Annotated in this window: 12 protein-coding genes; 3 read left to right on the top strand and 9 right to left on the bottom strand. The window is 69.6% G+C overall.

Features of this window, described 5'->3' with window-relative positions; all coding sequences use genetic code 11:
• Nucleotides 1-119 precede the first annotated feature (119 nt).
• Both IE255_RS18120 and IE255_RS18115 read right to left on the bottom strand, forming a co-directional pair.
• Nucleotides 120-296, bottom strand: coding sequence for a hypothetical protein (locus IE255_RS18120; RefSeq protein WP_190051306.1), 177 nt, complete (start codon nt 294-296; stop codon nt 120-122).
• Nucleotides 297-474: 178 nt separating this feature from the next.
• The gene (locus IE255_RS18115) at nt 475-1,383 is read right to left on the bottom strand and encodes a LysR family transcriptional regulator (RefSeq protein WP_190051305.1); all 909 of its coding nucleotides are present in this window, start codon (nt 1,381-1,383) and stop codon (nt 475-477) included.
• Nucleotides 1,384-1,482: 99 nt separating this feature from the next.
• Here IE255_RS18115 and IE255_RS18110 point away from each other — a divergent pair, with 99 nt between their 5' ends.
• Entirely contained in the window at nt 1,483-2,202 is a 720-nt protein-coding gene (locus IE255_RS18110; protein WP_190051304.1) for a GntR family transcriptional regulator, read from the top strand.
• A 14-nt stretch (nt 2,203-2,216) separates the two neighbouring features.
• Here IE255_RS18110 and IE255_RS18105 read toward each other — a convergent pair whose 3' ends face one another.
• The 5 genes from IE255_RS18105 to IE255_RS18085 form a co-directional block, all read right to left on the bottom strand.
• Entirely contained in the window at nt 2,217-3,647 is a 1,431-nt protein-coding gene (locus tag IE255_RS18105) for a sensor histidine kinase (protein WP_190051303.1), read from the bottom strand.
• Complete coding sequence (locus IE255_RS18100) at nt 3,644-4,366, bottom strand: response regulator transcription factor (protein WP_190051302.1); 723 nt, start codon at nt 4,364-4,366, stop codon at nt 3,644-3,646. Before IE255_RS18100 ends, IE255_RS18105 begins: the two co-directional genes overlap by 4 nt.
• Before the next feature lie 46 nt (nt 4,367-4,412).
• Nucleotides 4,413-6,563 carry an MMPL family transporter gene (locus IE255_RS18095; RefSeq protein ID WP_190051301.1) on the bottom strand — a complete coding sequence of 717 codons (2,151 nt, stop codon included), beginning with the start codon at nt 6,561-6,563 and terminating at the stop codon, nt 4,413-4,415.
• A 223-nt stretch (nt 6,564-6,786) separates the two neighbouring features.
• Complete coding sequence (locus tag IE255_RS18090) at nt 6,787-7,296, bottom strand: gluconokinase (RefSeq protein ID WP_190051300.1); 510 nt, start codon at nt 7,294-7,296, stop codon at nt 6,787-6,789.
• 35 nt (nt 7,297-7,331) lie between these two features.
• Nucleotides 7,332-8,378, bottom strand: coding sequence for a glucose 1-dehydrogenase (locus IE255_RS18085; RefSeq protein WP_190051299.1), 1,047 nt, complete (start codon nt 8,376-8,378; stop codon nt 7,332-7,334).
• A gap of 576 nt (nt 8,379-8,954) precedes the next feature.
• Here IE255_RS18085 and IE255_RS18080 point away from each other — a divergent pair.
• Nucleotides 8,955-9,860 (top strand): NAD-dependent protein deacetylase, encoded by a 906-nt coding sequence (locus IE255_RS18080; RefSeq protein WP_190051298.1) that lies wholly within the window; start codon nt 8,955-8,957, stop codon nt 9,858-9,860.
• 168 nt (nt 9,861-10,028) lie between these two features.
• Nucleotides 10,029-10,613, top strand: a complete 585-nt coding sequence (locus IE255_RS18075; RefSeq protein ID WP_190051297.1) for a hypothetical protein — start codon at nt 10,029-10,031, stop codon at nt 10,611-10,613.
• A 772-nt stretch (nt 10,614-11,385) separates the two neighbouring features.
• Here the strand turns inward: IE255_RS18075 and IE255_RS18070 are convergent.
• Both IE255_RS18070 and IE255_RS18065 read right to left on the bottom strand, forming a co-directional pair.
• Nucleotides 11,386-11,706, bottom strand: coding sequence for a YqeB family protein (locus IE255_RS18070; protein WP_444546188.1), 321 nt, complete (start codon nt 11,704-11,706; stop codon nt 11,386-11,388).
• A 536-nt stretch (nt 11,707-12,242) separates the two neighbouring features.
• Nucleotides 12,243-12,659: an Lrp/AsnC family transcriptional regulator gene (locus IE255_RS18065; RefSeq protein WP_190051295.1), complete on the bottom strand. Its 417-nt coding sequence runs from the start codon at nt 12,657-12,659 to the stop codon at nt 12,243-12,245.
• Between the last annotated feature and the right edge of the window lie 8 nt (nt 12,660-12,667).

The following is a 12,667-nucleotide window of genomic DNA, read 5'->3' as shown; positions in this document are numbered from 1 at the left end:
CCCTTCGCGCCGCCACCGTACGGGCGGCTGCTGGATCCGATTCTTGGTGCGGGCAGATGAGAGCCGAGGACCCTCGCACCCGGGGCGGCTGGGGCAACTCCGTGCGGCTCTCGGACAGATCACCGGCCGACGTCGACGACGAGGCTCGGATCGTCGGTGGCCCCGATCCGGCATTCCGGTCCGAGCACGTCTCGCCAGTTGGCGGGCAGCATCGTGCCGTGCTTCAGCCAGTAGTCGGCACTGGCGAAGTCGAACTTGTCGCCCAGGATCGCCGCGAGGCGATACGTCTTCGGCACGAATCCACTCCTCAGCCCGCGTGGTCGACACACCCGGCTCGGGGGTGCGCGCCCTGTCCGGGACGTCCCGGCCCTCCGTGGTGGTGAGCCCACCTTGACCAGCGGCGACGCCCGTTACAAGGCCGTAGCGGGCAAGGTGGGTTTTCCGCTGGGGAAAGCCCTCAGGGAGGTGGCGTCGTCACCTGGAACGCCCCAGGCGGCCGGGCAGGCGGGCCGCGAGATGCTCGATCAGTTCGGTCACGCGGCGCGGGACATGGCCGTCGTCCTCGAGCAGGGCATAGATGTCGGCCGCGGGCGTCGGCACGTGAGGGAGCACGCGGACGAGCTCACCACGTTCGATGTGCGGGCGCACATGCCATTCGGAACGCATGATCACGCCACGGCCCTCCAGGGCCCAGTTCGTCACCACGTCGCCGTCGTTGCTCGACAACGAACCGCGCACCCGCACATGACACGGATCGCCGGCATCTCCGAACCGCCACAGCGCGTAGTCGCTCTCGTTCTCGCGCAGCACGATGCAGTCGTGCCGCGCGAGATCCTCCACCCGCGCCGGGGCGCCACGCCGGTCCAGGTACGACGGTGCGGCACACGGCACGCGACGGTTCTCCACCAGGCGGCGCATCCGCAGCGAGGAGTCGGGCGGACTGCCGACGTGAACCGCCACGTCGAACCCGCGTTGCTGGGGTCGCAGCGGAAGCGCCGACGTGTTCAGCTGCACCTGCACCTCGGGATGCGCCCCGGCGAACTCCGCCAGCAGCGGAGCCACGTGCGCGCGGCCGAGGCCGAGGGTCGCCTGGACGACCAGAGAACCCCGCAGTTCCCTTGAGCCGTCGGTGACGAGGTCTTCCAGTTCACGGAGCTGGTCGAGGATCGAGTCGAGCCTGCTCGCGTAGAGGGCGCCCTCCGATGTCAGGACCAGCCGGCGTGTGCCGCGCTGCGCGAGACGGACGTCGAGGCGCTCCTCCAACGCCTTCAACCGCTTGCTGATGACGGGCAACGAGCAGCCGAGCCGGTGGGCCGCTGCCGTGAGCGTCTCGCTGGCCGCCACGACCTGGAAGAACCGCAGATCGTCGATGGTCATCTTCATGCGAAATCCCGTTCCGCAGGAGGGGGCCCGTGCGGGGATCGGCACGCCCCGCAGGCACCGCGTTGACCTCCTTACGCTACAGCAAATACCATCTCCGCTATGGGACAGTTGCCGCAGCTCATGGCGCCCGTGACCCTGGGAGACCAGGCCTACACGGCGATCCGTGAGGCGATCATCTCGGGCTCCCTCAAGCGCGGGGAGAAGGTGACCGAGCGCGGACTGGCCGAATCGCTGGACATCAGCCCCACGCCTGTCCGTGAAGCACTGCGGCGCCTCGAACAGGACCGGCTGGTGGAGAGGGTCGGCCCCCGCTCCGTGCGGATCGCCAAGTTCGACGAGAGCGAACTGCGTGAGTTCACCATGATCGAGGACACACTGCGGGCACTGTCCGCGCGGCTCGCAGCGCAGAAGTCGACAGCGGCACAGCGGACAGCGATGTGCGCGCTGCTCGACAAGGCCGACGACCTGGTCGGCCAGATCGACGCGGCCGGTCCGGGCGCTCCGGGCGAACGCGATCTGGTCCTCGAACTCCTGGACTGCATGCGCCGGTTCCATGCGGCGATCGACCAGGCCAGTGGCAACGCCACGCTGATCCAGATGCTGCACATGGTCGACGCCTTCGGCACGGACGAACGGCGCGACATCCTTCTCGACGAGATCGCCAGTGAGCGGCGCAGCGCGGTGCGGGAGCGTTACCACCAGCACCGCGCCATCTACGACGCCATCGCCGCAGGGGACGGCGACCGCGCGGAGGAGTTGATGCGGGCGCACAGCCGCGACGCCAACACGCCGCGCGTCGCGGCTCGTTTCTCGGACTGAGAAGAGGGTCCGCGTCAGCTCCCGTGTCCCCTGCGGGGCAGACAGATGGTGACCTTGGTCCCGACCCCTACGTCGGACTCCACGTGCACCCGGCCCTGGTGGGCGTGAACGATCGCTTCCACGATGGCCAGGCCGAGGCCCGACCCTCCGTATGCGCGGCTGCGGCTCGCCTCGGCGCGCCAGAAGCGCTCGAAGACGCGCGGCAGGTCCTGCGGGGAGATGCCGGGGCCGTCGTCGATGACGGTCAGCTGGACATCGTCTCCCCGGTGGGTGATGTCCACGACCACGGCGGTCCGTGCGGGGGTGTGCTGGACGGCGTTTCCGACGAGGTTGCGCACAACCTGTGCCAGGCGGTTGGCGTCGCCTACGACGGGAGCAGGCGGTGCGAGTGCCAGGGTGATGCTGCGCTGCGGGTAGATGATCTGGGCGTCCTCGATGACGCCCGCGGCCAGGACGGTGAGGTCGACGTCCTGCTGCTCGACCGGCCGGCCGGCGTCCAGGCGGGCGAGCAGAGCGAGGTCCTCGACGAGGAGGCGCATGCGTCCGACCTCGTTCTCGATGTGCTCGAGGGCTGTTTCGAGCCCTGGCCCGGTGACGCCGCCCTGGCGGTGCAGGTCGAGCCATCCGGAGATCGTGGAGAGCGGGGTGCGCAGTTCATGGGACGTGTCGGCCGCCAGGGAGCGCACGGTCGCCTCTGCTCGGGCCTGGGCGTCGAAGGCCCGGTTGACGGCTTCGGAGAGCCGGTCGACCTCACTGCCGTTGCGTCGGGCCGGCAAACGCTCCGTGAGGTGACCCTCGGCGATGGCGTCCGCGGTGCGGGCCATGCGCGCCAGGGGTCTCATGCCGAGGCGCAGGACGATGACGGCGAGTCCCAGCAGCACCAGCAGCGCGGCCCCGACGAGGGCGAGTTGGCGTCTGATGACCGAGTCGACGGTGCTGTCGTCGACGGAGGTGTCGATGGTGAGGATGAGGGCGGCTGGTCGAACGACGTCCTCGGCACCTCCGCGGTCGATGGTGAGCCCGGGGCTGGGGATGCGGACCGCCGCGAGACCGTGCCCACCTTCGTCCCCGTCGTGGATGACGACGGTGCCGGCCGGTGCGGTGGCGCAGAGCTCGACGATTTCGCCGGCCGCCGTGGTCGCGGAGCCCGTGCTTTCCAGGACCTCGTCGTCGGTGTCGACGACGACGATGCCGAGCGGTGAGCCCAGGAGAGCGGCGAGTTGGTCCGCGTCGGCCGTCTGCGGTCCTCGGTCGATCACCTCGGCGAGCCGGTTCGCGCTGGCTTCGAGGGTCCTCTCGTAGCGCTTGTCGAGGAAGTCCTCCAGGAGGGAGGCGCTGATGACCGCGCCGGCCGTCAGGCCGAACACGAGCAGGACGGCCAGCCCGGCCAGCAGGCGCAGGCGGACGCTGGAGCGGGACCAGGTGATTCGGCTGCGGAGACTCACTTCCGGGCCTGCTCCCGGAGGGTGTAGCCGACGCCTCGGACGGTGTGCAGGAGCGGCGTGCGCCCCTGGTCTATCTTGCGGCGGAGGTTGGAGACGAACCGTTCGACGACGACGCTGTCACCACCGAAGTCGTACTGCCAGACGGCCTCCAGGATCTGGGCCCGGGAGAGGACCTGCCCCTGGTGGCTCAGAAGGTAGTGCAGGAGACGGTATTCGGTGGGTGAGAGCTCGACGGCCCGGCCTGCGCGACGGACCTCGTGGCGGCGATCGTCCATGACCAGGTCCGCGCAGCACAGCGGTGCTTCCTCGGGGGCGGAGGATCCGCTGCGCGCGCGGCGCAGGAGGGCCTGGAGGCGGGCGCCGACCTCGACGACGCTGAACGGCTTGGTGACGTAGTCGTCCCCGCCCAGGCGCAGGCCCCGTACGCGGTCCTCGACAGCGTCACGGGCGGTCAGGAAGAGGACCGGCACCTGTATCGCACGAGCCCTGAGCAGTTGGAGGATCTCGAATCCGTCGGCATGGGGGAGCATGACGTCGAGGACGATGACGTCGGGGGGCCGGCGGTCGATCTGCTCCAGGGCCTGGGTCAGATCACCCGCCACGTCGACCTCGAATCCGGCGAAGCCGAGAGCCGAGATCAACAGGCTCCGGATACCGGGGTCGTCATCGACCACCAGCACGCGGTCCGTGGTGCCTGGTGGTGTGTCGACGCTGTTCATAGGTGCTCCTTGAGCTGTCCCGGTACCGGCGTGACTGTTCATCGGGTCAGGTGCCTACGGGGGTGGTCGGTCGGACGGGGACCTGCGGTGTGGCGTCGGGGGCGTGGAAGTCCCCGCCCTCGACGTCGAGATGGGGCAGTACGCGGTCCAGTCGGCGGGGCAGCCACCAGGCGCGGTCGCCGAGGAGGGCCATGACCGCGGGTACGAGGGTCATGCGGACCAGGAAGGCGTCCACCAGGACTCCGAAGGCCAGGGCGAAGGCGATCGGCATGATGTCGGCGTCGTGCGAGAACAGGAAGCTGACGAACACCGAGATCATGATGAGGGCGGCCGCGGTGACGACACGGGCGGCGTTGCGGGCGCCGCTGACGATGGCGACGCGGGCGTTGCCCTGACGGACGTAGTCCTCCCGCATGGCGGACACGAGGAACACCTCGTAGTCCATGGCGAGACCGAAGAGTACGGCCATGACGATGATGGGCATGAAGCTCGCCACCGGGCCCTCGCTGCTCACTCCCAGCGGGCCGGCCAGCCAGCCCCACTGGAACACCGCGACCGTGGCTCCGAAGGCGGCGCCGACGGAGAGCAGGAATCCGATGGTGGCCTTGAGGGGGATGGCGACGGACCGGAAGGCGATCATGAGAAGGAGCAGGGAGAATCCGACGACGACGATCGCGAAGGGGACCAGGGCGCCACTGAGCTTGTCGGCGACGTCGATGCTGACGGCGGTCATACCGGTGACGGCGATGGAGCTGCCGGTGGACTGCGCGAGGGGCCGCATCTCGGTGCGCAGGTGGGAGACCAGGTCGCTGGTCTCCGTCGTACGGGGCCCGGTGGTGGGAACGATCCGGATGCGGGCGGCGGACTTGTCCTCGGCCACGTCGACGCCGCTGACGTCCGCGATGCCCTTGACGCCCTGGAGCGTGTTCCCGACGGCGCCGGCCGTGGAGGTGACGGCGGCCGGGTCGTCGTCCTCGACGAGGATGACGAGAGGGCCGTTGGCTCCGGGGCCGAAGGCGTCACTGACGGCGTCGTAGGCCTGTCGGCTCGACGAGGTGACGGGGCTGCTGCCCTCGTCGGTGACCGCGACCTTGAGCTGCATCGCCGGGAAGGCGAGGGCGACGATGCCGACGGATCCGAGGATCAGGGTCCGTACCGGGCGGCGCAGCACGCCCTCGGTCCAGCGCACGCCCAGCGGGGTCCGGCCACCGCGTGCCGTCCTGCGGCCCGCGCGGGCGCCGGACTTGGGGATGAGCCTGCGGCCGAGCATGCCCAGCAGCGCCGGCAGCAGGCCCAGGGCCAGGACGACGGCGGCGGCGACGGCTCCCGCGGAGGCGAGGCCCATGGAGGTCAGCATGGGGACGCCGGCGACCGCGAGACCGGTGAGGGCGATGATCACCGTGGCGCCGGCGAAGACGACCGCGCTGCCCGCGGTGGCGTTGGCCCTGGCGACGGACTCCGCGACGGGCATGCCGGTGGCGAGTTGGGCGCGGTGGCGGGAGACGATGAACAGGGCGTAGTCGATGCCGACGGCGAGCCCCAGCATGATGGCCAGGGTGGGCGCGTTGTCACTCACGCCGAACACGGTCGCCAGGCCCATCATGGCCGCCATGGCCCCGACGACACCGAGGACGGCGGTGAGCAGCGGCAGTCCTGCGGCGGCGAGCGATCCGAAGGTGATGACGAGGATGACCAGCGCCACGCCCATTCCGATCAGCTCGGTGGGCCCGACGGGAGGGTGCGACTCCTCGTAGGCGTCACCTCCGTAGATGACCTTCAGACCCGCCTGCTCGGCTTGGCCGCCCGCGGCCTTCACCGCGTCGAGCGTGCCGGCGGGTACGTCCTCGTCCGCCTTGGTGGTGAATCCGACCTCCGCCACGGCGGTACGTCCGTCCTCGGAGACGGTGCCGTCCTCGGCCGGGTCGCCCACCTCGCTCACTCCGCGCACGTCGCTCGTCGCGGCGAGAGTGGACGCCAGCGACCTCCGCAGGTCGGGATCGGTCACCTTCCGGCCGGCAGGGGCCTGGAAGACGAGCTGCGCCGACTGCGCGTCCGGGGAGGGGAAGTGACGGTCCATCTTGGCCAGGGCCGTCTGCGCCGGTGACCCGGGGATGGAGCTGCTGTCCTGGAAGGAGCCCGCGAAGGCGAACCCGAGGCCGATCACCGCGGCCAGGGTCACGAGCCATGCGACCAACATCGTTCGCCACCGTCGAGCGCTGAACGCGCCCAGCCGGTACAAGAGCGTAGCCATGCCTGCATCCCTCATCGGTAGTGGATTGAGGCTCCGATCCTTTTCGGCGAACTTGACGGGCACCCGTCGGCGAACCTGAGGGTTTCTTGACGGTCGGGCCTGTCCACTGGCTGGGTGATGCTATAGCAAATAGCTACTTCAGTGCAGGGCCCGGGGAACACCCAGCAGCTCAGGGAGAGGTGACGGCGGCATGGGCGAGGGCGGCGGTCTCCTCCGGCGTACCGTCGATCGGGACGGCCGCCCCCGCTTCGTCCTCCCCCAGCGGTTCGAGGTCGGCGTACTGGGTGCGGAGCAGGTCGGGCGGCATGAAGTGGCCCCTCCTCGCGGAGATCCGCGCGGCGATCAGCTCGGGCGAGCCGTCGAGGTGCAGGAAGAAGACGCGCGGTGCGGCGGAGGCCAGCCGGTCACGGTAACGCCGCTTCAGCGCCGAGCAGGTCACCACACCCCCGCTCTCCTCGTGGCCGGCCAGCCATCGTGCGATCTCCTCCAGCCAGGGGCGGCGGTCCTCGTCGTCCAGAGGGTGGCCGGCCCGCATCTTCGCCACGTTGGCTTCGGGGTGGAAGTCGTCCCCCTCGGCGTAAGGAACACCGAGGCTGCGTGCCAGCAGGCGGCCCACCGTGGTCTTCCCCGAGCCCGACACGCCCATGACCACGACCAGCGGAGCGGAGTCGTGAGACATCCAGAACCTTCCCTTCGAGATCTCGTTGCCACCGTCTAGAGCTCGACGACCACCTTGACGTCGTCGGGTTGCGGCGTGAACGCCTCCGTCGCCCGCTCCAGGGGCACCCGCCGGGTGATCACGCGCTCCAGCCATGACAGGTCGGCGTCGGCCAGGGCGTCGGCGGCCTGCCGGTAGTGGCGCAGGTTGGCATTGACCGAGCCCACCACCACGTCGTTCTGGAGCACGATCTCCCTGTTGATGGCGCCCGCGTCCACGGTCATCCTGCGCCCGGCGGGTGACACCCCGGTCAGGCACACGACACCGTAGGGCGCGGTGCCGGTCAGCGAGGCGAGCACGGGCTCGTTCGCGCCGGTCGCCTCGATGACGACGTCCGGGCGTACGGCGGTGATGACCTGCTCGATGTCCTTCGCGTGGTACGTGGCGCCCAAGTCCCGTACCAAGCCGGGTTTGGGGCCCTCGGTCACCCGGTCGAGCACGTGCACGTCCAGTCCTCGCCGCATGCCCAGGAGGGCGGCCAGCAGGCCGATGGGTCCCGCGCCGGTCACCAGGACACGCTGCGGCTCGAACCACGCACGGGCACCGACGCGCTCGACCTGTTCCCATGCCTTGGCCACCACGGTGGTCGGCTCCATGAGCACTCCGGCGCGGTCCAGATGCGGCTCCAGCTTCACCGCGTAGTCGGCCTCCACGCACCACGCCTCGGCGCCGTAACCGTCGAGCTCCTTGATGCCGCGCTCGGTGTAGCGGCCGTTGCGGCACATGTCGAACTCCCCGCGGACGCACGCCCCGCACGGCTCGGGGTCCGGGCGGCGCACCACCCCGGCGACGAGGTCACCGGCCGAGAAGCCGCTTGCGGGTGGTGCCTGCCGCACCCGCCCCAGGGACTCGTGTCCCAGGACCAGCCACTCACGCCCTGGCGGGGCCGAGCCGTACTCGCCCCGAACGATCTCCTTGTCCGTGCCGCACACCCCGACCGCCAGGCCGTCCACCAGCAGCTCGCCCGCAGCCGGGGCGGGGTCGGGCACCTCCCTCACCTCTACGGAGTTCTTGGTGCCGGGCCGCACAGTCACCGCACGCATCGCTCACCTCATCCCTCGCTCGGGCGGCGCAGGACAGGCACGCACCGCTCTCCTGCCGTCTGTCCCGTTCAGAGGGTTTCAGCACTGGCCGGCTGTCCCTTGGGGGACACGACCATGTCAGCTCGATCGAGGTCGATCAGGTTCGTCGCGTTCGGGCTGCGGGCTTCAGCGGGCTTCCCACGCACGCAGCACCTGTCCGGAGCCGCCAGTGCGGTGACGCGGCTCGAATCCGTGCCGCGCCAGCAGGTCCGTCACGCCGGCCGCTTCCCGCACACCAGTCGCTCGCCGAGTTCCGTCGCCTTGCGGTGCGGCACGGGTGCGGACCGGTTCGCGTCGTCGTACAGCCGCCGGCGCGTCGGCTCGCCAGAGCGGCAACGGCGGAGACGCCACCCCTGGATGCTTCCTTCGAGTGCGCCACGAACACCGGGCTCGCGGTGCGCCACCACGTCGAGCTGACATCGGTCCTGCCGGCGCACCAGGGCGGGTGAGCGACCCGCTCGCGTTCGCCCGCCCCGCGGCGGCGGGGCCTCAGCCGACGCGGCCGCGACGGGGGCTGCTGTTCCGTACCCTGACGGCATGCGCATGCGCCCCACTCTGAGCTGGACCCCTGGCGAGGACCTGCCGCCGGGTACCACGGACCTGGAGCCGGTCGCCGAGGCGCTGAGCAACGGCGGTGTGCTGGTACTCAGCGGAGCGGGCATTTCCACGGAATCGGGCATCCCCGACTACCGGGGCGAGGGCGGGAGCCTGAGCCGGCACACGCCGATGACCTACCAGGACTTCGTCGCCGGCGCCCAGGCCCGGCGCCGGTACTGGGCGCGCAGCCACCTCGGCTGGCGCACCTTCGGCCGGGCCCGCCCCAACGCCGGGCACCGGGCCGTGGCCGCGTTCGGGCGGCACGACCTGATCTCGGGCGTCATCACCCAGAACGTGGACGGCCTGCACCAGGCCGCCGGCAGTGAGGACGTCGTGGAGCTCCACGGGGCCCTGGACCGGGTCGTCTGCCTCTCCTGTGGCGCCCGCAGCCCACGCCGCGAGCTCGCCCGGCGGCTGGAGGAGGCCAATCCGGGGTTCGAGCCGGTAGCCGCCGGAATCAACCCGGACGGTGACGCCGACCTCACGGACGAGCAGGTCGCCGGTTTCCGCGTGGTGCCCTGCACGGTCTGTGGCGGCATCCTCAAACCGGACGTGGTCTTCTTCGGCGAAACCGTTCCACCGCAGCGCGTCGAGCACTGCCGCGAGCTGGTCCGTGCGGCGTCCTCGCTGCTGGTCCTGGGCTCCTCGCTGACGGTGATGTCCGGGCTCCGCTTCGTCCGCCAGGCGGCCCAGGCCGGGAAGCCGGTGCTGATCGTCAACCGGGACCCGACCCGGGGTGACCAGCACGCCCTCACCCGGGTTTCGCTCCCGCTGGGCACAGCCCTCACGACGGTGGCGGACCGGCTGGGCGTTCCCGTCGACGGCCGAGCGACGGCGAGACCGTGACTTCCTGTCCGACTGGAAGCCGTGCCACCTCCCGGCCGATGATTGACACTTCTCCGCTGAGTGGTGACCTGGTAGGGACAGGTTCCAGCGGCGGCCGGTACACATGGTGGGACGGCTTGGGCGCGGTCGACTGGGAGGCGGGGAATGGGCAGTCGATGGCCACGGCGGATGTTCGCCGAACACGCGGAGAATGTCGGCTTCGGGCGGATCATTCGACTGCACCGGTCGGACATAGCGGGGCGCCTGGGCAGCCCCGACATGGTCTTCATGTCTGTATTGATGTTCGACTTCGTGGCCCTCTTCGCCGCGGGAATCGCACTGCTCGGGCTGACCGTCGACGGCTCGCCGCAATGGCGGTTGCCGGTGCTTGGCTTGGTGCTGCTCGGCTGGTTGACAGCGGCTGTGGCGCGCTGGCGGCGGACCACCAAGCCGGAGGAACGGAGCTGGATCGCGGTCGCTCAACACGGTCTGCTCATGTGGGATCCCTATCGGAAAGACGAGCCCGGCCTGGTCGCCATTCCTTGGAACGCGGTGAGTTTCGATGCGCTGAGTCCTACTTCTACCTATCTGGTGTGGCATGACGGCGAACACGGGGAACTGTCGGACCCGTATCGCTATTACGGCCGGTGGGATTTGATCAGAGCAGTGAAGCGCGGCGGCCCCGTTGTGCCCTGGCGTCTGATATCGGGCACGGCGGCCGCCGTACTGGTGACAGTACTCATCGTGTGGCTCGCGTGGTGGCCTCCGGCATGATTCCGCCGCGTCCGCCGCTTGATCAACCGGGTCCAGGCGGACCTGGACGACCTGTCAGAAGCCGTCGCCGTAGTCCGCCGCGGCCGCGTGGTGATGCTGGACATGCCCCGTCGTCGGCCAGCCACTTCCCGATATCAGGCCCTGGAGGCTGCGGCCGCCAGGCGGACACCGAGCGACGCCGAAATCGTCCACGCCGCCGAACTTGAACCGGCAGCCCCGGACCCGGCCAGCGGCTCACCGGTCAGCCGATCCTGCTCCAGGCCGACCTCGCCAACGCCCAGGCCCGCACCCCCGCCTGGCCTCCCGCGTTCAGCAGCTGGAGAAACGGTTGTCGCAGCTGCTGGGCGCCCCGGCAAGCACCGCGCCGAAGGATGCCGCCACCGATGAATGCCATCAGGTGGAAGGCGAACCAGACCAGTCCGAAGCCCAGCCCCCGTCCACCCGGCGCGCATCCTCCCGGGCAGCCGGCCGCGGTACACGCGGTGTGTCTCGGTCCGGGCAGCGCGACGCGGCCAGTTCAGCGATCCCACGATCGCGAGCACCGCGCCGATCTCGGCGATGGAGAGGCGGAAATCCGACCGCAGGAGAGAAAGCAGCGCGAAGAGCGCCGCACCGAGTGCGAACACCCCACCGAAGACGGCAGCTCCCGTCCTGACAACCACGGGGACCCGCTCTCCCGGGGGAACAGGATGATCTCGCCTACCAGGACGACACCGGCACCGTAGAAACAGAGGATCGAGACCACTCGCATCGTTCGGGTGATGTCATTGCGTCAGGCGGTGTTGTCGGGTGCGCCTTCCGCCCACGAGTAGCCATGCTGGACGAAAGCGCTGTACAGCCGTCGTGGCTTCAGATCACAAGCCTGGCGTGTGAGTTCCTGACCGTTGTGATCGATCAGGATGAGCTGTTTGCTCGCCAAGAGCACCTTGTCTATCTCGTTGCTCGCGAACTCCCATTGTTCGTCCTGGCTGGCCAGGACCACGCGCTCGGCCGAGACGGTTACCGACAAGGACTTGTGGATCTCGATGACTCCCAGCAGGAGCCCGGCTGCTGCTCCTACAGCGGCGACGCATGATGGCCAGCGGGGAGTCAGCGACCACGGTGGTATCGGCCTTGGGAGAAGTCGGATGTTGACGGAAGTTCATATCTGCAAGTCTGTCGCTGTCCAGAGCGCCGGGTATCCGCCGATGGTCTGTTACTCGGAGACCAAAGTCGATGAGGACGAGACGATGATCCGGCGCGCACGAGGGCTGGCTTCCTGAAGGGCGTTTTTCTTCACTCTCATGTGCCGGGCTGGGGAGCGAGGCTGCCCGGCGGCAAGCCCACTGGGGACCCGCAGGCCGGGCGGCGCTTGACCCGACCGGCACCACTGCCCCGCTCTGGGGCCCAGTTTCCTTCGGCGACGACGGCACAGTGATGGCTCTGCGCGTGCTGCCAAATAATGCCCCCGGGCCAGCACGGCTTGTGTTGGCCCGGAATGTCGTGCACCTCGATGCTGCTGCAGCGGCGTTCGGGGGGAAGGAAGGTGGGGCTCGCCAGCAAGCGGAATACGTCAACGACAGGTGGAGGCAGTACCTCGTTGCACGCGACGCGACCGCTCGGGACCGGAAGGTGCCGTGACCATGCCGCTCAGCTCTTCACCTTGATCGTCTTCATGGTGAGGTGAGAGGTGAGGCGCAGGACGGCGGGCAGGTCGCTGAGCTTTCCAGTCAGGAAGGCTTCGTAGGCCGCATGGTCGGCGACGGCGACGCGCAGAAAGTAGTCGGGACGGCCGTACATCCGCCGGAACTCGATGACCTCTTCATAAGAGGCCACGGTGGTCTCGAACTCCTCAACGGTCTTGCGGTCGTTGGCGTAGATCTCGACGTCGATGAGCACTTCGAGGTCGCGGCCCACCGCTGCGGGGTCGATGACGGCCCGGTAGCCGGTGATGACGCCCGCTTCCTCCAGGCGCTTGACCCGCCGCAGGCAGGGGGGAGGCGTCAGCCCCACCCGCTTGGCCAGCTCAACGTTGGACAGCCGCCCGTCCTGACGCAGGTGAAACAAATTTCTCG

The sequence above is a fragment of the Streptomyces lomondensis genome (genome assembly GCF_014651035.1).
In the GTDB taxonomy this organism is placed as follows: Bacteria; Actinomycetota; Actinomycetes; order Streptomycetales; family Streptomycetaceae; genus Streptomyces; species Streptomyces lomondensis.
The sequence above is the reverse complement of the archived record's forward strand: the minus strand, read 5'-3'. Positions and strand labels throughout refer to the sequence as shown.